This window comes from Mesorhizobium sp. WSM4848 (assembly GCF_055811375.1).
Genome location: NZ_JBVVPX010000022.1, coordinates 77,413 through 97,220, shown reverse-complemented (window position 1 = coordinate 97,220; position 19,808 = coordinate 77,413). Strand labels below are relative to the sequence as shown.

Annotated in this window: 18 protein-coding genes; 10 read left to right on the top strand and 8 right to left on the bottom strand. The window is 63.0% G+C overall.

From position 1 onward, the window contains the following. Positions 1-79: 79 nt before the first annotated feature. Positions 80-715: a GTP cyclohydrolase I FolE gene (gene folE, locus AC0L16_RS20305; RefSeq protein ID WP_023801043.1), complete on the bottom strand. Its 636-nt coding sequence runs from the start codon at positions 713-715 to the stop codon at positions 80-82. Positions 716-955: 240 nt separating this feature from the next. On the opposite strand from folE, the gene AC0L16_RS20300 reads away from it, so the two are divergent. The 5 genes from AC0L16_RS20300 (at position 956) to AC0L16_RS20280 (ending at position 5,915) form a co-directional block, all read left to right on the top strand. Continuing rightward, positions 956-1,402 (top strand): iron-sulfur cluster assembly scaffold protein, encoded by a 447-nt coding sequence (locus tag AC0L16_RS20300; protein WP_473622816.1) that lies wholly within the window; start codon positions 956-958, stop codon positions 1,400-1,402. 7 nt (positions 1,403-1,409) lie between these two features. Then, entirely contained in the window at positions 1,410-1,787 is a 378-nt protein-coding gene (gene yidD / locus AC0L16_RS20295) for a membrane protein insertion efficiency factor YidD (RefSeq protein WP_473622815.1), read from the top strand. 124 nt (positions 1,788-1,911) lie between these two features. Next, on the top strand, positions 1,912-2,742 hold the full coding sequence (blaOXA, locus tag AC0L16_RS20290) for a class D beta-lactamase (RefSeq protein WP_473622813.1): 831 nt from the start codon (positions 1,912-1,914) through the stop codon (positions 2,740-2,742). 155 nt (positions 2,743-2,897) lie between these two features. After that, positions 2,898-4,874 (top strand): threonine--tRNA ligase, encoded by a 1,977-nt coding sequence (gene thrS, locus AC0L16_RS20285; RefSeq protein WP_473622812.1) that lies wholly within the window; start codon positions 2,898-2,900, stop codon positions 4,872-4,874. Positions 4,875-4,976: 102 nt separating this feature from the next. Further along, positions 4,977-5,915, top strand: a complete 939-nt coding sequence (locus AC0L16_RS20280; RefSeq protein ID WP_473622811.1) for a lysophospholipid acyltransferase family protein — start codon at positions 4,977-4,979, stop codon at positions 5,913-5,915. Between the two features lie 33 nt (positions 5,916-5,948). Here AC0L16_RS20280 and AC0L16_RS20275 read toward each other — a convergent pair whose 3' ends face one another. Then, positions 5,949-6,914: a hypothetical protein gene (locus AC0L16_RS20275; RefSeq protein ID WP_473622847.1), complete on the bottom strand. Its 966-nt coding sequence runs from the start codon at positions 6,912-6,914 to the stop codon at positions 5,949-5,951. Between the two features lie 154 nt (positions 6,915-7,068). Here AC0L16_RS20275 and AC0L16_RS20270 point away from each other — a divergent pair, with 154 nt between their 5' ends. Both AC0L16_RS20270 and AC0L16_RS20265 read left to right on the top strand, forming a co-directional pair. Continuing rightward, positions 7,069-7,653, top strand: a complete 585-nt coding sequence (locus AC0L16_RS20270) for a nitroreductase family protein (RefSeq protein WP_473622809.1) — start codon at positions 7,069-7,071, stop codon at positions 7,651-7,653. Further along, the gene (locus AC0L16_RS20265) at positions 7,654-8,262 is read left to right on the top strand and encodes a flavin reductase family protein (RefSeq protein WP_473622808.1); all 609 of its coding nucleotides are present in this window, start codon (positions 7,654-7,656) and stop codon (positions 8,260-8,262) included. It begins immediately after the preceding gene. 12 nt (positions 8,263-8,274) lie between these two features. Here the strand turns inward: AC0L16_RS20265 and AC0L16_RS20260 are convergent, their stop codons facing one another. Together AC0L16_RS20260 and AC0L16_RS20255 are read right to left on the bottom strand one after the other, a co-directional pair. Next, positions 8,275-9,156: an HpcH/HpaI aldolase/citrate lyase family protein gene (locus AC0L16_RS20260; RefSeq protein WP_473622806.1), complete on the bottom strand. Its 882-nt coding sequence runs from the start codon at positions 9,154-9,156 to the stop codon at positions 8,275-8,277. 3 nt (positions 9,157-9,159) lie between these two features. Further along, positions 9,160-9,636: a MaoC family dehydratase gene (locus tag AC0L16_RS20255; RefSeq protein ID WP_473622805.1), complete on the bottom strand. Its 477-nt coding sequence runs from the start codon at positions 9,634-9,636 to the stop codon at positions 9,160-9,162. A gap of 227 nt (positions 9,637-9,863) precedes the next feature. On the opposite strand from AC0L16_RS20255, the gene AC0L16_RS20250 reads away from it, so the two are divergent. Both AC0L16_RS20250 and AC0L16_RS20245 read left to right on the top strand, forming a co-directional pair. After that, positions 9,864-10,985, top strand: a complete 1,122-nt coding sequence (locus tag AC0L16_RS20250) for a DUF2336 domain-containing protein (protein WP_473622804.1) — start codon at positions 9,864-9,866, stop codon at positions 10,983-10,985. 263 nt (positions 10,986-11,248) lie between these two features. Next, entirely contained in the window at positions 11,249-11,620 is a 372-nt protein-coding gene (locus AC0L16_RS20245; protein ID WP_473622802.1) for an endonuclease domain-containing protein, read from the top strand. Positions 11,621-11,784: 164 nt separating this feature from the next. Here AC0L16_RS20245 and parE read toward each other — a convergent pair whose 3' ends face one another. Next, entirely contained in the window at positions 11,785-13,836 is a 2,052-nt protein-coding gene (gene parE / locus AC0L16_RS20240; RefSeq protein WP_473622801.1) for a DNA topoisomerase IV subunit B, read from the bottom strand. A gap of 267 nt (positions 13,837-14,103) precedes the next feature. On the opposite strand from parE, the gene AC0L16_RS20235 reads away from it, so the two are divergent. Then, on the top strand, positions 14,104-15,273 hold the full coding sequence (locus tag AC0L16_RS20235; RefSeq protein ID WP_473622800.1) for a GGDEF domain-containing protein: 1,170 nt from the start codon (positions 14,104-14,106) through the stop codon (positions 15,271-15,273). A 66-nt stretch (positions 15,274-15,339) separates the two neighbouring features. Here AC0L16_RS20235 and gcvP read toward each other — a convergent pair whose 3' ends face one another. Genes gcvP through gcvT form a run of 3 tightly spaced genes read right to left on the bottom strand, consistent with a single transcriptional unit; the run spans position 15,340 to position 19,679 of the window. Continuing rightward, entirely contained in the window at positions 15,340-18,150 is a 2,811-nt protein-coding gene (gcvP, locus tag AC0L16_RS20230; protein WP_473622799.1) for an aminomethyl-transferring glycine dehydrogenase, read from the bottom strand. Between the two features lie 18 nt (positions 18,151-18,168). Further along, positions 18,169-18,537, bottom strand: a complete 369-nt coding sequence (gene gcvH / locus AC0L16_RS20225; RefSeq protein WP_473622797.1) for a glycine cleavage system protein GcvH — start codon at positions 18,535-18,537, stop codon at positions 18,169-18,171. A gap of 5 nt (positions 18,538-18,542) precedes the next feature. Continuing rightward, a complete protein-coding gene (gcvT, locus tag AC0L16_RS20220) occupies positions 18,543-19,679 on the bottom strand; it encodes a glycine cleavage system aminomethyltransferase GcvT (protein ID WP_473622795.1) in 1,137 nt (378 codons plus the stop codon). Positions 19,680-19,808 lie beyond the last annotated feature (129 nt).

The window sequence follows — 19,808 nt, the reverse complement described above, 5'->3', positions numbered from 1 at the left end:
TCTTGTTGTTTGGCCATGATCTGATCCGAGAACCGGTTCTCATTTCTCGCGATCATGGCTGGCGGCCGGCGAGGGTCGTTCAGCCCCTGCCGCCGCGCACCATGGTGACGAAACGGACCTGTTCCTCGGGCGTGTCCTTGAAGACGCCGGTGAAGGTCGAGGTCAGCGTCGTGGAGCCTTCCTTGCGGATGCCGCGCATGGCCATGCACATATGCTCGGCTTCGAGCATGACGGCGACGCCGCGCGGATTGAGCACATCCTGGATGACGCCGGCGATCTGTGCGGTCATCGCTTCCTGGGTCTGCAGGCGCTGGGCAAAGATATCGACGACGCGGGCGATCTTCGACAGGCCGACAACCTTGCCGTCCGGCAGATAGCCGACATGCGCCTTGCCGATGATCGGCACCATGTGGTGCTCGCAATGCGAATGGAACGTTATATCCTTGACCAGGACAAGGTCGTCATAGCCGGCGACCTCCTCGAAGGTGCGGCCGAGTTCTTCGGCCGGGCACTTGTCGTAGCCGCCGAACATTTCGCGATAGGCCTTCACCACACGCTTTGGCGTATCGACCAGGCCCTCCCGGTCCGGATTGTCGCCGGTCCAGCGCAACAGCGTGCGAACCGCGGCCTCGGCTTCGGCTTCGGTCGGCCGATCGGTGACCGGCTTTTCCATATAGGCGGAAGGGGGCATGAATTTCTTGATGACGGCATCCATAAAGGCGTCTCCCGTAGTTCCCCTCTCAGGAGGAACGAGTTGAACGGACCACGACCTTTCGGGTGTTAGAAACGTGCCCTGTTTCCAGCCCGTAAGCGGCGTGAAGTGATTTGAGCAGGGACGCGGTGGTTGGTTGCCTTGTCCATACCCGAGTACCAGCATTATATATGATCGTTGCGAGCGAAAGGAAGACCGTCAGCGGCAATCGCTGTTCGCTCGGCGGCGACGGATTGGAAAAATATGATCGACGACGTCTACAATGCGAAAATTCTGGGATTTGCCGGGAATATCGCGCGGATCGGCCGGCTCGACCATCCCGATGCAACCGCGCGCGCGCATTCCAAGCTATGCGGCTCGACGGTGACCGTCGATCTGAAGATGGATGACGGCATCGTCACCGATTTCGCCCATGACGTCAAAGCCTGCGCGCTTGGCCAGGCGTCGTCCTCGATCATGGCGCAGCATGTTGTCGGCGCCAGCGCGGACGAATTGCGCAGCGTTCGCGAGACCATGCTGAAGATGCTGAAGGAAAACGGCACGCCGCCGGAGGGCCGCTTCGCCGACCTCAGATATCTCGAACCGGTGCGCGACTACAAGGCGCGCCATGCCTCGACCATGCTGACCTTCGATGCGGTGGTCGACGCGATCGGCCAGATCGAGAAGAAGCGCGCCGAACAGGCAGCGTAGCCGTCAAATGGCGATGGATCACACGCATCAGCGGCCGCGATACACACGCAACTGGCCCGGCCCCTGGCGCAAGACGCCCGGCCGAATCCTCGGCACCTCGCTCGTGCGTTTTTATCAGCTGACGCTGTCCGGCTTTGTCGGCAATTCCTGCCGGCATTTGCCGACCTGTTCCGAATACGCGCACGAAGCGATCGCCCGCCATGGGCTATGGGCCGGCGGCTGGATGGGTTTTTTCCGCGTGCTGCGCTGCGGGCCGGGCGGGACGCATGGCATCGACCGGGTGCCGGAGGTGCTGATCGAGCGCTACGTCTGGTTCACGCCCTGGCGGTACTGGCGGATCGGAAAAAAACGCTCGGATCCGGAAACCGATGCCGGTGGTGCGTAAGCTCTGCAAACAGAGCAGGATCTTTACGATTTGCTAGGGTTAACCGCACGTTGCGCATTTAAGACAAAATCGAGACAAGACGCCTCGCTAAGCCGCTCCTGACAGCCATCAGGAGAGATTGCCAATGCGCCAGATAGACCGCCGCCCATTCGTTTTCGCCGTGGTTATCTACCTTCTGGCCTGGCTTTTTGGTTTTCCGATCCGCGCTCAATCGGCGCCGCTGGAGGAGGTCGAATGCACGCTGATCCTGGATGCTGCAAGCGGTGAAACGCTGTATCGGAACGGGGTCTGCGACCAGCGCTTCAGTCCCGCCTCGACTTTCAAGGTCCCCTTGGCCCTGATCGGCTATGATGCGGGAATCCTGAGCGACGAGCACACGCCCGCCTGGGACTACAAGCCCGAGTTCAAGGCGGTCAAGCGCGACCAGAAAACCGTCGACCCGACGATCTGGGAAAAAGACTCGGTGCTGTGGTTTTCGCAGGAAATCACCCGCCGGCTCGGCAACGAGCGGTTTGCCGGCTACGTCTCAAAATTCGACTACGGCAACACCGATGTTGCCGGCAATGCCGGCAGGAATGATGGCCTCACCCGGTCCTGGGTGAATTCTTCGCTTGAGATATCGCCGGTCGAACAGGTGAATTTCATGCGCCGCCTGCTTGCCGGCGAACTGCCGGTTTCGGACAAGGCCCACGCGATGACCAGGGCGATCTTGCCGACCTTCCGGTCAGGTGGCTGGACGGTGCAGGGCAAGACCGGGACCACCAGGCTTGGCGACAGCGCCGACAAGCGCTCGCTTGGCTGGCGCTCGCTTGGCTGGTTTGTCGGCTGGGCCAACAAGGACACGCGCGGCATCGTCTTTGCCTGCCTGGTAATCGATACGAAACGTTCCGATACGCCCAAGGGTCATAAAACGCGGGCGATGTTCCTGAAACAGCTGCCGAATCTCGTCAGGTGAACCGTATCCGGCTTTACGACGCCGAAAACTGCCAATAAAAGACCGCTCGCCGCCGGACACAACCGGCGTTTACTTTATGCATGTCCGCTGCACACTTTTGGGCGACATGCATTTCACCACCCGCGCTCGTTTGCGGGACTGGATAGGAGAATTTTATGCTGAATTCCGTTTCCCTGACATTTCCCGATGGTTCCGTCCGCGACTACGATGCGGCGATGACCGGCGCCGGCCTGACGGAATCGATCTCGAAGTCGCTGGCCAAGAAGGCGGTCGCCTACTCGATCGATGGCGTGGTGCGCGATCTTTCCGACCCGCTCGGCAAGTCCGGCAAGGTCGAGATCATCACCCGCGAAGACCCGCGCGCGCTGGAACTCATCCGCCATGACGCAGCGCATGTGTTGGCCGAAGCCGTGCAGGAATTGTGGCCGGGTACGCAGGTGACCATCGGCCCGGTGATCGAGAACGGATTCTACTATGATTTTGCCCGCAACGAGCCGTTCACGCCCGACGATTTCCCGGTGATCGAGAAGAAGATGCGCGAGATCATCGCGCGCAACAAGCCGTTCACCAAAGAGGTCTGGTCGCGCGAGAAGGCGAAGAAGATCTTTGCCGACAAGGGCGAGCGCTACAAGCTGGAACTGATCGACGCCATTCCCGAAGATCAGGACCTAAAAATCTATGCGCAAGGCGATTGGTTCGACCTCTGCCGCGGTCCGCATATGGTCTCGACCGGACAGATCGGCAGCGCCTTCAAGCTGATGAAGGTGGCCGGCGCCTATTGGCGCGGCGATTCGAACAACCCGATGCTGACCCGCATCTATGGCACCGCCTGGGCCGATCAGGCGCAGCTCGATGCCTATCAGACCATGCTGGAGGAAGCCGAAAAGCGCGATCACAGGAAGCTCGGCCGCGAGATGGACCTGTTCCATTTTCAGGAGGAGGGGCCGGGCGTTGTCTTTTGGCATGCCAAGGGCTGGAGACTGTTCCAGAACCTGGTCAACTACATGCGCCGCCGCCTCGACGAGCAGGGTTATCAGGAAGTCAACGCGCCGCAAGTGCTCGACAAGAGCCTGTGGGAGACCTCAGGTCACTGGGGCTGGTACCGGGACAATATGTTCAAGGTGACGGTTGCCGGCGACGACACCGACGACGACCGGATGTTTGCACTGAAGCCGATGAACTGCCCCGGCCACGTCCAGATCTTCAAGCACGGACTGAAGTCCTACCGCGATCTGCCGGTAAAACTTGCGGAATTCGGCAATGTGCATCGCTATGAGCCGTCCGGCGCGCTGCATGGGCTGATGCGCGTGCGCGGCTTTACCCAGGACGATGCCCACATCTTCTGCACCGAGGAACAGCTCGCCGACGAGTGCATCAAGATCAACGACCTGATCCTGTCGACCTATGCCGATTTCGGCTTCGATGAAATCACCGTCAAGCTGGCGACCCGCCCCGAAAAACGGGTCGGCACCGACGCGATGTGGGATCATGCCGAGGGCGTGCTGCAGGACGTGCTCGACAAGATCGCGGCGCGGTCGGGCAACCGGATCAAGACCGACGTCAATCCGGGCGAGGGCACGTTCTACGGGCCGAAGTTCGAATATGTGCTGAAGGACGCCATCGGCCGCGACTGGCAATGCGGCACCACACAAGTTGATTTCAACCTGCCGGAACGGTTCGGCGCCTTCTACATCGGCTCCGATTCGGAAAAGAAGCAGCCGGTGATGGTGCACCGCGCCATCTGCGGTTCGATGGAGCGCTTCCTCGGCATCCTGATCGAGAACTATTCCGGCCATTTCCCGCTGTGGTTCGCACCGCTGCAAGTGGTGGTCGCAACGATCACGTCCGATGCCGACGATTACGCGCAAAAGGTCGTCGCGCAGCTGAAGGCGGCCGGACTGTTGGCCGAAGCCGATCTTCGCAACGAGAAGATCAACTACAAGGTGCGCGAGCACAGCCTGGCCAAGGTTCCGGTCATCCTCGTCTGCGGCAAGCGCGAGGCGGAGGAAGAGACGGTCAACATCCGCCGGCTCGGCTCGCGCGACCAGGAGTCGCTCGGCCTTGGCCAGGCAGTGGCGATGCTTGCCGAAGAGGCGGTGACGCCCGACCGCAAGCGCAAACGAGCGGCCTGAGTTCAGCCGGATTGTCGACGAAATGGCGGTGGAGCGATCCACCGCCATTTTCAGATGCCCGCCATTTCACATGCTTGTCACGCCAGCCTTGTAACGAGCCTCATGCTCAAGCTGAAGATGCGCGAAAGACCGTTTCCCGAGCTTTCCTACGCCAGCCCGCATCAGCCGGCATTGACGCGCTGGTTCATCCACTCCATCGAAGGCCTGTCCGGCCGCGATCGCTTCGCGGCGCTCTATGACTTTTGGCGCCGCCATGTGGCGCCGACCGGCGAGCGCGTGTTCAGCCGCATGCTGGAGCTGATCGATGTCAGGGTGCGGACCACTGGCCAGTGGCCGCCGGAAAAATTGCCCGACACGCCGCTGGTGATCGTCGCCAACCACCCGTTCGGCATCGGCGACGGCATTGCGGTGCTGTCGCTGGCCGAGCAGCTTCAGCGCCCGTTCCGTGTCATGATCCACAAGGATCTGCTCAAGATCCGCGAGATGGAGCCTTATTCGCTGCCGATCGACTTTTCCGAGACCAAGGACGCGCTCAGGAACAACATGGCGGTGCGCCATGAGGCGGTGCGGCTGCTGAAAGGCGGCGTCATCATCGTCGTCTTCCCCGCGGGCGGCGTCGCCACCGCGCCGAAAGGTTTTGGCCGGGCGCGCGACCTGCCATGGAAGATGTTTCCGGCCCGTCTCGTTAGAGATGCCAAGGCGTCGGTTGTCCCAATGCACTTTTCCGGCCAGAACGGGCGGCTGTTCCATCTGGTCAGCGGACCCATGAAACTAGCCGAGCGTGACGAGCGCGTGGCGAAGTTCGTCGGCAGGGTTTCGCTGACGCTGCGCATTTCCCTGCTCATCCACGAATTCGCGCGGCTGTCCGGTAAATCGATCGACGTTTGCGTCGGCGACGTGCTGGGATGGGACGAATTGGCGCCGGTGCGCGACCGCAAGGCTTTGCTCGAGCGGCTTTACCGGGCCGTTTTCGATCTGGCTCCGGCCGAACCGCGCGGCCGCGGCCAGTTTCTGCCGCGACGCATGCGCAAGGCGGCTTGATCGCCGAATCCTGTAAGGCAGTGCCCCGACGATTTAGTCCGCGCCTTCCTGAGGATCGATCGCCGAGGCCTCCGTGGCCAAAACCTGGATTTCCTTGTTCTGCCCGGCCACGACGGTAAAATCTTTCTGGTAGATGCGGTCGCGGTTCTTGGCGATGATGGTGTAGTCGCCCTCGGCAAGCACCATCGAAGCAAAGGCGCCGACGGTTTCCTGGATGGGATCGCCGGATTCGTTGAGCAACGACCAGGAGGTGTCAGCGATCGCCTCCCCACCCGGCTCGCGCACCAGCTTCATGGTCATCTCCGCCGCACGATGCTCGACGGCCGCTTCGGTCAGCTTGCCGGCCTCGACGCGGATGTCGGAGCGGATGACCGCATTCACCGAGCCATAGGTCGAGACGACGTGATAGACGCCCGCGTTCAACCGCACGACGCTGTTCGGCTCGACGTCGGGTATGATCAGGGCGCGATCGTGATTGGCCTCGGCCTGGCCTTCATAGATCGAAAAGCGCAATTTCTTCGGCGGTATGCGCACCCCGCCCGACAGCACGGCGTCGAGCTTGAGTCCGCCGGCATCGAGCACGAGGCTTTCGCGCTTGGCGTCCTTGCCGACGGTGATGCGCTTGGTGGCACCGGCCCTGCCGTAAGAGGCATGGACCAGATAGCTGCCGGGCTCGAGCTGGAACACCGCGCTGCCGCCATGGGCGGAAGCGACCATCGGCAGCTTGCCGTCGCCGGTGGGGTCAGGCTTGAAGACGCGCCAGACGATGCCGCGTGTAATGTCGGCGCCCTTGTCGGTCAATTGCGCCGACAGCGTGATTGCGCCGCTGCTCGCCGCTGCCAGCGGTGCATCGCTTTTCGGGGGCGCATAGTTCGATATTCCGGGAAGTTTCAGATCACCGAGGCCGTCCGCATCTTGAGCTGCGGCAAGCGACACCGGCACCATCAACAGCGCGGCAGCGAGCCAGATCAGGAAAAGTCGCAATGTCCCCTCAAACATGCCTTGCGTTGAAGCCCAAGGCGGTGGCAATTTCAAGGCTTAAGAGTCCGATCGCTTCTGCTAGAGGCTCTTGTCCGGCGCGCCGCGCCAATGCCCGAGCCGCCCGATGTCCAGATGGTGCGCTTCAGCTCAAATTCCAAGGAGACTTGCGCCCATGGCGTCGCCGATCATCGACTTTCTGCTGACCCGAAATTCCGCGCCGATCCCGGAGTTGAAGGAACCGGCGCCCAGCGACGCTGACATCGCGACGATGATTGCCGCCGCCTCGCGAGTGCCGGACCACGGCCGGCTCGAGCCCTGGCGCTTCATCCTCTACCGGGGCGAGGCGCGCGTCGAGATCGGCAAGAAGCTGGCGGCACTTGCCACACAGCGCGAAGGCCCGCTGCCGGAAGGCCGCCACAACCAGGAACTGGCGCGCTTTTCGCGCGCGCCGCTGGTGATCGGCGTGGTGTCGAGCCCGAAGGAAAACCCAAAGATCCCGCAATGGGAGATGTTCCTGTCCGGCGGCATGGCGGCGATGAACCTGATGCTATCGGCCAATGCGCTAGGCTATGGCACCAACATGATCAGCAACTGGTATTCCGACGTGCCGGAGGGCAGGGCGATCCTGGGGCTGGCACCGCATGAGCGGGTCGTCGGCTTCATCCATATCGGCTCCTATCAGGGGCCGGCGGCGGAGCGGCCGCGGCCGGATCCGGCAAAGCTCTATGCCGACTATGCAGGGCCATGGGTGGGCTGAATGTTCTACGAGCCGGCAAAGGGGCATGGGCTGCCGCATGACCCGTCCAAGGCGATCGTGGCGCCACGGCCGATCGGCTGGATATCGACGGTGAACAAGGCCGGCGAGGTCAACCTCGCCCCCTATTCGTTCTTCAATGCGTTTTCGACGCGGCCCTTCATCGTCTGGTTTTCGTCCGAAGGCGAGAAGGACAGCGCCACCTTCGCCGAAGAAACGGGCGAGTTCGTCGCCAATCTCGTCAGCCGCGATCTCGCTGAAAAAATGGTCCGCACCTCGGTCGATGCGCCGCGCGGCGTCACCGAATTCGACTATGCCGATCTCGCCATGGCGCCGTCGCGGCTGGTTGCGCCACCCCGCGTGGCGGCGGCGCCCGCGGCGCTTGAATGCCGTGTGACGGAGATCCTGCGGCCAAAGGCTCTGGACGGGACACCGACCAGCGCCATCGTCGTCGCCGGCGAGGTCGTTGGTGTGCATATCGACGATGCTTTCCTGAAAGACGGCATCTTCGACATCGTCATGGCAGGCAATGTCGGCCGTCTCGGCTATATGGACTATGCCAGTGTCAGCGAGATCTTCTCGATGCGCCGGCCTCATTGGCGAAAAGACTAGGCTGGGAAAATATCAGGCCAAAATCCCCGCCGCCCTGGCGCGTGCCAGAAGCCGCTCGGCACGCCGCAGATGCGGCCGGTCGTACATCTTGCCGCCGATGCCGACGACGCCGGGATTTCCAGCCGCCTCGAATGCCTGGACGATCGCCAGGGAGTGTTTCACCGCCTCGGCCGACGGCGTGAAGGCAGCGTTGATGACCGGCACCTGCGCCGGATGGATCGCCATCTTGCCGGTGAAGCCGTCGCGCTCTGCCTCGGCGCATTCCGCCTCGAAGCCGGCCATGTCACGAAAACCGGGAAAAACCGTGTCGATCGCCGCGACTTCCGCGGCACCGGCGGCGAGGATGGTCATGGTGCGGGCGAAGCGGAACACATCGGTGTAGCGGCCATTCTCATCGCGGGCCGTGGGCGCACCGATTGCTGCCGAGAGATCTTCCGCACCCCAGGTTACGCCGACAAGCCGCGCACTTGCCTTGGCGTAGGTCGCAGCCGCCAGCACGCCGGCAGCTGTTTCGGTGATGATCGGCAGGATTTTTATCGCACCGTCCGGCAGCCCGCTTTCGGCCTCGTGCACCCTGAGCTTGGCCGAGAGCTGCTGGACATCCTGTCCGCTGTTCGACTTCGGCAGCATGATGCCGTCGGGTTTCACTGGCACGAGTGCCGCCAGATCCTCGTCGGTCAGGTCGGTCGAGAGATCGTTGATGCGGACATAGATCGCGGATCTGGTCTGATGCCTGTGTCCGGTGATGAAGCGTACGGCGATATCGCGGGCCAAGGTTTTGTTTTGTGGCGCGACCGAATCCTCAAGATCGACGATGACCACGTCGGCGCCGGCGCCAATCGCCTTTTCCAGCTTCTTTTCCGAATCGCCGGGAACGAACAGCAGCGAGCGCATCGGTCAGGCCGCCTTCTTCATCATCATCGCCTGCCTCGTGCATTTGGCGACGAGCACATCGTTCTGGTTGTAGGCGCGGTGCTCGAATTCGACTATGCCGCGGTCCGGCTTCGACCTGGAGTCGCGCACCGACACCACCGTCGTCTCGACGCGGATGGTGTCGCCGTGGAAGACCGGATGCGGAAACGCCGTCTCCTTCATGCCGAGATTGGCGATGGTGGTGCCGACGGTGATGTCGTTCACCGAAATACCGATCATCAGGCCCAGCGTGAATAGCGAATTGACCAGCGGCTTGCCCCATTCGCTTTTGGCGGCGAAGTCGAAATCGATGTGCAGCGGCTGCGGGTTCAGCGTCATTACCGAAAACAGCATGTTGTCGCTTTCAGTCACGGTTTTCCGCAGCGTGTGCCGGAAAACATGGCCGACGACGAACTCTTCCAGATAAAGCCCGGCCATGGTCGATCTCCTCCGCTGCGGCATCGCGCCCCGAAAATCGGAATCGATTTTTGGAAAGCTCGATGCGAAGTTCCAAAGTGTTAGCGTACTTTCCGAAACCGCGCACGTCGCCGGGCGCTGCATACGGCGCTCACAGGCCGGTCAGCAAAGAAGGGCCAGTTAACAAACATGGTGAACGGTTCGTAAACCATTTCTGCCTAGGGTCTTCACTGGGGCGGGAACGGACTCGGGCTAGGGGCGTCGCGGACGGCATGGTTGTTTCGCATTTCCTGAAATGGATCAACACGGCAAGGGTCTCTGAGCGCGCCGCTGCGGCAAGCGCATTGGCTCGCGCCTACATCAATGCCGAGCTGCCTTTCGAGGACCGCTGCGCAGCGGAGGCGGCGCTGACGCTGCTGCTCGACGATGCCTCGTCGAAAGTGCGGCTGGCGATGGCAGAGGCGCTGTCGATGAGCCACCACGCGCCGCTGCAGATCATCAGCGCGCTGGCGTCGGACCAGCCGGAAGTCGCCAACCTGGTGCTGGCACGTTCGCCGCTGCTTACCGATGCCGATCTGATCGACCGGATTGCCGGCGGCCACAAGACGACCCAGAAACTGATCGCCGATCGTCCGCGCGTCTCCATGGCGGTCGCCGCGGCGATCGCCGAGATCGGCGAGCCTGAAGCCTGCGTCACGCTTCTTTCCAACAGCTGCGCCGACATCGCTTCGCTCAGCTTCCGCCGTATCGCCGAACGCCATGGCGATCTGCCTTCGGTGCGCGAAGCGCTGATATCAGATGCGCGCCTGCCCGCCGACTGCCGGCATATGCTGCTGATAAAACTTGGTGAAACGCTCAAGGGTTCGCCGCTGGTGCTGGCGCTAATGGGCCGTGCCAGAACCGAGCGCGTCATGCGCGACGCCTGCGTCAAGGCTTCGATGACGCTGATCGAAGGCACGCGCCAGGACGAGCATGCGGCGCTCATCGAGCACCTGCGCCTGCGCGGCGACCTGACCGCAAGCTTCATCATTCGCACCATTGCGCACGGCAAGGTCGATTTCTTCGGCTCAGTGCTGGTCGCGCTCAGCCAGCAATCCGAACAACGGGTGAGGGCGCTGCTGGCCGGCGGGCACGACGTGGCGCTGCAGGCGCTACTCCGCAGCGCCGGCTTGGCCGCGGCAACGCACGCCATCATCCTGCGCGCGCTAAAGATCTGGCGCGAGGTCGCCAATGGCAAGCGCCTCGCCGGCGTCCAGGAAGTCAGCTGGCTGATGTTGAAGGAATTGGGCGGGCAGTCCGCCGAAGGCGATCTCGCCGGATTGGTCAAATCGATCCACCTCGATGCGCTGCGCGAAAACGCGCGCGGTCACGCACTGGCGATCGTGGCGGCCTAGTGTCGGTGACCAGAGTTTGTAACCGTGGCGGTAGCGCGGTCTTGCCTTCTCCCCTTGTGGGAGAAGGTGGATCGGCGCGCAGCGCCGAGACGGAAGAGGGGTGCTGGACGGAGTGCGGTTCTTGCCAAGCTGACCCCTCATCCGACCTCGCTTCGCGAGGCCACCTTCTCCCACACGGGGAGAAGGGGGAGCCAATCTCAAAATGTCGGCGATTTGCGTGACATGGTGCTGGACGGAGCGCTATGGCCGGGCAATCTCGCCCGATGCCGCATCAGCCCGTTGCTGCTACCAAACGTCGTTTCGCTCGCTCGATGCGGCGCGAGCCAACGGAGGCGGAAGACCGCCTGTGGCACGAACTGCGCGGTCGCAGGCTCGACCGCATCAAATTCCGGCGTCAGGTTCCGATCGGCAGATTCATCGCCGATTTCGTTTGCGCCGAGGCCAGGCTGATCGTCGAGATCGACGGCAGCCAGCATGCCGACTCGAACCACGATCGGGAGCGAGATGCCGAATTGAAGGCGAGGGGCTTTCGTGTGCTGCGCTTCTGGAACGACGACGTGCTGCGGGATTTGAACGCCGTCTGCGACACTATCATCGCTTATGCCCGCGACCAGAGTTTGCAACCGTGGCGGTAGCGCAATCTTGCCTTCTCCCCTTGTGGGAGAAGGTGGATCGGCGCGCCGCGCCGAGACGGAAGAGGGGTGTTGGACGGAGTGCGGGTTTTGCCAAGCTGGAGCACCCCTCATCCGACCGAGCTTCGCTCGGCCACCTTCTCCCACAAGGGGAGAAGGGGGAACGCTCAGATATCCAGCACTTCCGTTTCGGCGAATTCCGCGCGTTCCTGGATGAAGCGGAAGCGGGCTTCCGGCTTGGTGCCCATCAGCGCGTCGACCGCATCCTTGGTTGCCGCCTCGGCGTCGATCACGTCGACCCTGAGCAGCGTGCGCTTTCTCGGGTCCATGGTGGTTTCCTTGAGCTGGGTGGCCATCATTTCGCCCAACCCCTTGAAGCGGCCGATTTCGACCTTGCCGCGCCCGGTGAACTCGCTGCGCAGCAGTTCGTCCTTATGCGCATCGTCGCGGGCATAGGCGACCTTGCCGCCTTGCCGGATCGAGTAGAGCGGCGGCACCGCCAGGTAGAGATGTCCGCCGCGGACCAGGCTCGGCATCTCCTGATAGAAGAAGGTGATCAGCAGCGAAGCGATATGGGCGCCGTCGACGTCGGCGTCGGTCATGATGATGACCCGGTCGTAGCGCAGATCCTGATCGCGGTATTTTGACCGCGTGCCACAGCCAAGCGCCTGGATCAGGTCGGAAATCTGCTGGTTGCCAGCCAGCTTGTCGTTGCCGGCGCTGGCGACGTTGAGAATCTTGCCGCGCAGCGGCAACACCGCCTGGCTGGCGCGGTCGCGCGCCTGTTTCGCCGAGCCGCCGGCCGAATCGCCCTCGACGATGAAGAGCTCGGCGCCGGCCGCGGCATTCTGCGTGCAGTCGGCAAGCTTGCCGGGCAGGCGCAGCTTGCGCACCGCGCTCTTGCGCGAGACTTCCTTTTCCTGGCGGCGGCGCACCCGCTCGTCAGCACGCGCGATCACCCATTCGAGCAGCTTCGAAGCTTCCTGCGGGTTGTCGGCCAGCCAGTGATCGAAGGGGTCGCGGATCGCGGCCTCGACGATCCTGATCGCCTCGATCGTCGCCAGCCGGTCCTTGGTTTGGCCGACGAATTCCGGCTCGCGGATGAACACCGACAGCATGCCCGCCGCCGAGATCATGACGTCTTCCGAGGTGACGATCGACGCACGCTTGTTGCCGACCAGCTCGGCATAGGCGCGCAGGCCGCGCGTCAAGACGTTGCGGAAGCCGGCCTCGTGGGTGCCGCCTTCGCCGGTCGGAATGGTGTTGCAGTAGGAATTGAGAAATCCGTCGCCGCCGAACCAGGTCACCGCCCATTCGAGCGAGCCGTGACCGCCTTGCCTGTCGCTTTTGCCGGCAAAGATTTCGCGGGTGACCTGGAATTCGTCGCCGAGCGAGGCTTTCAGATAGTCCTTGAGGCCACCGGGAAAATGGAACTCGGCCTTGGCCGGCGTCGTGTCCTTCTCCTTGAGAAGCGACGGATCGCAGGTCCAGCGGATCTCGACGCCGCCGAACAGATAGGCTTTCGAGCGGGTCATCCGGTAGAGCCGCGCCGGCTCGAACGCCGCACCCTTGCCAAAGATCTGCTCGTCGGGATGGAAGCGTATCCTGGTGCCGCGGCGGTTATGCACCTCGCCGAGCTGTTCCAGGCCGGTCACCGGAACGCCGCGCGAAAAACGCTGGCGATAGAGCTGGCGGCCGCGCGCGACCTCGACCTCGAGATGGTCCGACAGCGCGTTGACGACGGAGACGCCGACGCCGTGCAGGCCGCCCGAGGTTTCGTAGACCTTGCTGTCGAACTTGCCGCCCGAATGCAGCGTCGTCATGATGACTTCGAGCGCCGGCTTCTTGAATTTCGGATGCGGATCGACCGGAATGCCGCGACCATTGTCGGTCACCGCCAGATATCCGTCGGCCGAAAGCTCGACATCGATGAAAGTCGCGTGGCCGGCGACCGCCTCGTCCATCGAATTGTCGATGACCTCGGCGAACAAATGGTGCATCGCCTTGTCGTCGGTGCCGCCGATATACATGCCGGGCCGCCGCCGCACCGGCTCCAGCCCTTCCAGAACCTCGATGTCGGCGGCACTGTAGCTCTCGCTGCCGTCGCGGGATGCCGGGCGCTTTGCCGCCTGCACCAGCGGGTCGGCCGGGCGCGCGGTGGCGCGAACCGGTTGCGGTTGCTTGTCCAGATTGCCGAAAAGATCGTTGCTGTCGTTCATGCTGGTCCTGGATTGCGATACTGCGAATCACCAACCGATACTGCCACGGTTTTTGCGGGCAGGCGACGGAGGTTCCCGTTACGTTCGAGGATAGAGCCTCTTACTGCAAAACCATCCGACAACCAAGCGGCGGAAATGGGTCGAGGGCATCGACGTTTTGTAAACCTTGTCCGAAGGTTACGTCCGAAGGTTGGCCGAAAAACGGTATTCACGGATTGCTGCTGACCTAGGATGCGGCAGAACCTGTGAAGAGGCTGTCGCTTACGCATGTTGGATTACAGTTCGCTCCTGCTTGCGGCAGCGCTGTCGGGCACGTGCCTCAGCATCACCATGTTTGCGATCTGGTTCACCGCGCCACAGGCACGCTTTGTGCTGACGGTGGCTTGCGGCGTTCTCGTGCTCGTCGCGCATGTGGTCTTGTTCTGGCATTATGCCCGGCATCCCAGCCCTTGGCTTTGCCAGATCGTGCTTGCGCTTCTCAGTCTGGGCTTCCTGACCCTCTGCCTGTCGGCCATGCAGTATCTCGGCGTCCGCGACTACAGGCGCGCCATCCTGCCGACCGTGGCTGCGATGGCGGTTTGCGCAGCCGCGACCTCGCTGGGCCTTGATGGCGTCGGCTTCATCGTCACCTACGCGACGGTAACGGCGCTGCTCTGGCTTATCGGGGTGATGTTCTGGATCAAAGGTGGTCACGATCGCCGGATATTGCTGGCCGTTTCGTTCCTGAGCGGCGTCTGTGCGCTGTCCTTCGGACTTTGCGGCGCGGTCCTGCTGGTCACGGGCCAATGGGTGCTCGGCGTTGCGCCCGACAACTGGGCCGAACGGTTGAATTCCGCCGTGGCGGTCGCCTGCATGACGGGGCTCGGCGCATTGACGGTCTCCCTGCATCATTTGCAGACGCAGATCGAACTGAAGACTGAGACCATGACCGACCCATTGACCGGGCTGATGAACCGGCGGGCGTTGACGGCATTCTACGGTGAGCGGGTTTTCGGCCCGTTCATGTCCGTCGCAATGTTCGACCTCGATCATTTCAAGAAGACGAACGATGTATTCGGTCATCCGGTCGGCGATCAGGTTCTGTGCCGCTTCGCAGCTGTCATCAGGAAATATGCCAGGACCGGAGTCGACGCCTTCCGGCTGGGCGGCGAGGAATTCGTCCTCGTCATGTCGCGGATGACTGAAGAGAAGGCTTACGACATTGCGAGCAAGATCAGCGTCGCCTTCGGCACGGAAGTCGTCGCCACCCAGCTTGGTCCGTTGCGCAGCACAGTCAGTGGCGGCATCGGCTTTGGCGCGACGGATGGCACCAGTCTCGACAATGTGCTGGCCGAAGCCGACGCCGCACTCTATGCGGCAAAGCGCGCCGGGCGAAATCGCGTCGTCGCCCAGAACAAGGCGAGCAAGGCCGACGCGCCGGCCTTGCGTTCTGCCTGATTGAGGCTTCTATCTTCTTGTTAGACCATGATCCGAAAACCGGATTCCACTTTTCGGGATCGTGGTCTACTCCGCCGCCCCCAGATACTCCGACAGCGGCGGGCAGGAGCAGACGAGGTTGCGGTCGCCGGCGACATTGTCGATGCGCGACACCGGTGGCCAGTATTTGGCTGATGTGTCGGCATCGCCGGCCGGGTAGGCCGCCTCCAGGCGCGAATAGGGATGCGTCCACTGGCTGGCCAGCGCCTCGGCAGCGGTATGCGGCGCATTGACCAGCGGATTGTCGGCCAGGGGCCATTCGCCTTTCGCCACCTTGGCTGCCTCGCCCGATATCGCGATCATCGCCTCGCAGAAGCGATCGAGCTCGCTCTTGGGTTCGGACTCGGTCGGCTCGACCATCAAGGTGCCGGCGACCGGAAACGACATGGTCGGCGCATGAAAACCATAATCGATCAGCCGCTTGGCGATATCGTCGACGCTGATGCCGGAGTTCTCCTTGAGCACCCGGGTGTCGAGGATGCACTCATGGGCGATGCGATCGTGCCTGCCCTTGTAGAGCAGCGGGAAGTGCGGTGCGAGCCGCGTCGCCACATAGTTGGCGGAAACGATCGCCGTCTCGGTGGCCTGCTTGAGGCCGGAAGCACCCATCATGCGGATATACATCCAGGTGATCGGCAGGATCGAAGCGCTGCCGAACGGTGCAGCTGACACGGCATGGGCCGAGCCTTCGCTGACGTGGCCGGGCAGATAAGGCTTTAGATGCGCCTTGACGCCGATCGGGCCGACGCCGGGACCGCCGCCGCCATGCGGGATGCAGAAGGTCTTGTGCAGGTTCATGTGGCAGACATCGGCGCCGATGTCGCCCGGGCGGGCGAGGCCGACCAGCGCGTTGAGGTTGGCGCCGTCGAAATAGACCTGGCCGCCATGCTCGTGAATGAGGGCGCAGAGGTGGCGCGCGCCTTCTTCGTATACGCCATGCGTCGAGGGATAGGTGAACATAAGCGCGGCGAGATTCTTGGAATGCTCATTGGCTTTGGCACTCATATCGTCCATATCGATATTGCCATCCTCGGTGCAGCGCACGACGACGACGTTCATGCCGGCCATCGCCGCACTCGCTGGATTGGTGCCATGCGCCGATGACGGGATCAGGCAGACCGTGCGGTGAGCTTCGCCGCGTGAGCGGTGGTAGCCGCGAATGGCGAGCAACCCGGCATATTCGCCCTGGCTGCCGGCATTGGGCTGCAGGGTCACCGCGTCGAAGCCGGTGATTTCCGCCAGCCAGGCTTCCAGCTCGTCGATCATGGCGCGGTAGCCGGCCGAATGGCTTGCCGGGGCGAAGGGATGCAAATTGGCGATATCAGGCCAGCTTACCGGCATCATCTCGGCGGCGGCATTGAGCTTCATCGTGCAGGAGCCGAGCGGAATCATGGCGCGGTCGAGCGCCAGGTCCTTGTCGGCCAGCCGGCGCAGGAATCGCATCATCTCGGTTTCCGAGTGGTTTTCGCGGAACACCGGCTGCGTGAGAAACGCCTTGCCGCGCGGCTTTCCGGGCATGGTGCTGCCGACGGCTGCGCCCGCCTTGGCGCCGAACAGCGCCGCGATAGCCTCCAGATCGGCATCGGTCGAGGTCTCGTCGAAGCTGATCCCGATGTGGTCGGCGTCGATGACGCGCAGCAAGCGGCCGGTCCTTTCAGCAGCGGTGGCGATCGCGTCGGCTCTGCCTTTCAACTCCACCGTCACCGTGTCGAAGCGGCTGGCGCCAAGCACCGAGATTCCTGCTGCCTTGAGGCCGTCAGCCAGCTGGTTGGCCAATGCATGGATTCGGCCGGCGATCGCCTGCAGCCCGGCAGGGCCGTGCCAGATCGCATAGGCTGTCGCCATGTTGGCGAGCAGCGCCTGTGCGGTGCAGATGTTGGAGGTCGCCTTGTCGCGGCGGATATGCTGTTCACGCGTCTGCAAGGCGAGGCGATAGCCGGGCCGGCCCTTGCTGTCGGTGGACTGGCCGACAAGGCGGCCGGGCATCAGCCGTGTCAGCCTGTCGGAAACGGCGCAATAGGCGGCATGCGGTCCGCCAAAGCCCATCGGCACGCCGAAGCGCTGCATCGGGCCGACGGCGATGTCGGCGCCAAGCGCAGCCGGCGCGTCGGTCAGCGTCAGGGCGAGCGGATCGGCAATGAAGACGACCAGCGCGCCGGTGGCGCGGGCCTGCTCGATTGCCGCCCTGTGGTCGCCATAGATGCCGAACGTGTCGGGCCAGGAGACCAGCAGAGCGGCGGTGTTGTCGTCGATCGTGTCGCCGTCGACCTCGATGTCGAGCGGCTCGGCGCGGGTGCGCACGACATCGAGCGTCTGCGGATGCGGCGTGCCGGCCAGCGCCACTTTGGTCCGCTTGTCGCGGTGGTGGCGTAACGCGATGCCGACTGCTTCGGCCACCGCCGTCGCCTCGTCGAGCAACGAGGCCGACGCCACCGGCAGCCCGGTCAGTTCAGTGACCAAGGTCTGGAAATTGAAAAGCATTTCGAGCCGGCCCTGGCTGATCTCTGCCTGGTAGGGCGTGTAAGCGGTATACCAGGCCGGGTTCTCGAACAGGTTGCGCTGGATGACCGGCGGCACGTGGACGCCGTGGTAGCCGGCGCCGATGAAGCTTTTCAAAACCGTATTTTTCGCCATTGTCGCTGAAAGCTCGGCCAGCGCCTCGGCTTCGCTCGCCGGGGCAGGCAAGGCCAGCGGCCGGTCGAGCCGGATCGATTTCGGCACAGCCTGGCTGATCAGCGTCTCGACCGAGGGAACGCCGATCGTCGCCAGCATGGCTCTGACATCATTGAGGCCAGGGCCAATATGGCGGGCCGAGAAGGGGTAGGGTGCTGCGGTCATCGTCCTGGTCCTGCTCTCTCAACCAATATGGGCTTTGTAGGCGGCCTCATCCAGGAGACCTTCGAGTTGGCTTTCATCGGCCAGCTTCATCTTCCACAGCCAGCCTTCGCTGGTCGCCGCCGAATTGACCAGGGACGGATCAGACGAGAGCGCGGTGTTGGCCTCGGTGATCTCGCCGTTGACCGGCGCATAGACGTCCGATGCCGCCTTGACCGATTCGACCACGACGGCGGTGTCGCCCTTGGCCAGCTTTTTCCCAGGCTCCGGCAATTCGACGAAGACGAGATCGCCGAGCTGTTCCTGCGCATAGTCGGTGATGCCGATGGTGGCGATACCGCCTTCGACGCGGAGCCATTCGTGATCTTCGGTGAAATAGGTCTTTGCCATGAAGTTTATCCTTTGCGGTAGCGATGCGGCCTGAAGGGCAGGGGATTGATATCGACCGGGATTTTGGTCGCGCGAACGTCGGCGAAGAGTTTTGCGCCAGGTTTGGCCAACGCTGTCAGGACGTAGCCCATGGCGACCGGATGGCCGGCCGAGGGGCCGAAACCGCCGGAGGTGACGTGGCCGGCGGGATTGCCGTCGGCCTCGAAAAGGGCTGCACCGGCGCGCACCGGCTGGCGGCCTTCCGGCTTCAGGCCGACGCGTTTTTGCGCCGGGCCGCGCTCCAGGATTGCACGCAATGCGTCGGCGCCGATGAAAGCGCCAGTGGCGCGAACCTCCTTCGGGATCGCCCACATCAGCCCGGCGCTGGCCGGGTCGATCTCAGGCGTGATGTCCAGTCCGTGCAGGCACAGCCCCGCTTCGAGCCGCAGGCTGTCGCGGGCGGCCAGCCCAACCCACATCACGCGCTCGTCCTCGAGCAGCTTGGCGACGAGATTTCGCGCATCCGCTTCCGGCAGGCCGATCTCGAAACCGTCTTCACCGGTATAGCCCGAGCGGCTCATGAACCAGTTTTCGCGGGGCTCGAAGCCGTGCATGAACAGCAGCGATCCGGTTTCGATGCCGGCGCGCGACAGGGCGGCCCAGGCTTCAGGCCCCTGGATCGCCAGGAAGACGCGATCCAGTGCTTCAATCTTGGCGTCAAAGTCCCCCTTGGCATCCCAATACCCTTGTGCGTCAAAGTCCTCGGCAAGCTGACGAAGGTGTTTTTCGTCGGCTTCAGCATTGCCGGCATTGGCGACGACCATGAAGCGTTGCCGGCCGAGCCTGGTGACGATCAGATCGTCGATGATGCCGGCGGCTTCATTGAGAAAGAACGTGTATTTGGACTGGGAAATCTCAAGCGCGCCGGCGTCGAACGGGCAGGCACGATTGAGCAGTGCTTCAGCGCCCGAGCCACTGATCTCGAACAGCTTCATGTGTGAGATGTCGAACAGGCCGGCATGTTCGCGGGTATGAAGGTGCTCCTTCATCACGCCGGCCGGATAGGTCAGCGGCATCGACCAGCCGGCGAACGCGCCAAAGCGCGCACCGGCGGCCATGTGCAGGTCTTCGAGGGGAAGGTGTTTGGTGTCGTCGCCCGTCATGTCGTCTCCAGAGTCGCACGCAATCGGCCGCGAATGGCGACCAGTCCGTGCCCCTCTGTCTGAAGCCTGAGAGACTCGCGCCCCGTAACTCTGTCGGCAGCGCTTACACCTTCGGCGCGGGGCGAAAAA

Excerpts from the sequence above, each read along its gene's own strand:
- folE (WP_023801043.1), bottom strand. The coding sequence starts at position 715 with ATGGATGCCGTCATCAAGAAATTCATGCCCCCTTCCGCCTATATGGAA.
- AC0L16_RS20300 (WP_473622816.1), top strand. The coding sequence starts at position 956 with ATGATCGACGACGTCTACAATGCGAAAATTCTGGGATTTGCCGGGAAT.
- yidD (WP_473622815.1), top strand. The coding sequence starts at position 1,410 with ATGGCGATGGATCACACGCATCAGCGGCCGCGATACACACGCAACTGG.
- blaOXA (WP_473622813.1), top strand. The coding sequence starts at position 1,912 with ATGCGCCAGATAGACCGCCGCCCATTCGTTTTCGCCGTGGTTATCTAC.
- thrS (WP_473622812.1), top strand. The coding sequence starts at position 2,898 with ATGCTGAATTCCGTTTCCCTGACATTTCCCGATGGTTCCGTCCGCGAC.
- AC0L16_RS20280 (WP_473622811.1), top strand. The coding sequence starts at position 4,977 with ATGCTCAAGCTGAAGATGCGCGAAAGACCGTTTCCCGAGCTTTCCTAC.
- AC0L16_RS20275 (WP_473622847.1), bottom strand. The coding sequence starts at position 6,914 with ATGTTTGAGGGGACATTGCGACTTTTCCTGATCTGGCTCGCTGCCGCG.
- AC0L16_RS20270 (WP_473622809.1), top strand. The coding sequence starts at position 7,069 with ATGGCGTCGCCGATCATCGACTTTCTGCTGACCCGAAATTCCGCGCCG.
- AC0L16_RS20265 (WP_473622808.1), top strand. The coding sequence starts at position 7,654 with ATGTTCTACGAGCCGGCAAAGGGGCATGGGCTGCCGCATGACCCGTCC.
- AC0L16_RS20260 (WP_473622806.1), bottom strand. The coding sequence starts at position 9,156 with ATGCGCTCGCTGCTGTTCGTTCCCGGCGATTCGGAAAAGAAGCTGGAA.
- AC0L16_RS20255 (WP_473622805.1), bottom strand. The coding sequence starts at position 9,636 with ATGCCGCAGCGGAGGAGATCGACCATGGCCGGGCTTTATCTGGAAGAG.
- AC0L16_RS20250 (WP_473622804.1), top strand. The coding sequence starts at position 9,864 with ATGGTTGTTTCGCATTTCCTGAAATGGATCAACACGGCAAGGGTCTCT.
- AC0L16_RS20245 (WP_473622802.1), top strand. The coding sequence starts at position 11,249 with ATGCCGCATCAGCCCGTTGCTGCTACCAAACGTCGTTTCGCTCGCTCG.
- parE (WP_473622801.1), bottom strand. The coding sequence starts at position 13,836 with ATGAACGACAGCAACGATCTTTTCGGCAATCTGGACAAGCAACCGCAA.
- AC0L16_RS20235 (WP_473622800.1), top strand. The coding sequence starts at position 14,104 with ATGTTGGATTACAGTTCGCTCCTGCTTGCGGCAGCGCTGTCGGGCACG.
- gcvP (WP_473622799.1), bottom strand. The coding sequence starts at position 18,150 with ATGACCGCAGCACCCTACCCCTTCTCGGCCCGCCATATTGGCCCTGGC.
- gcvH (WP_473622797.1), bottom strand. The coding sequence starts at position 18,537 with ATGGCAAAGACCTATTTCACCGAAGATCACGAATGGCTCCGCGTCGAA.
- gcvT (WP_473622795.1), bottom strand. The coding sequence starts at position 19,679 with ATGACGGGCGACGACACCAAACACCTTCCCCTCGAAGACCTGCACATG.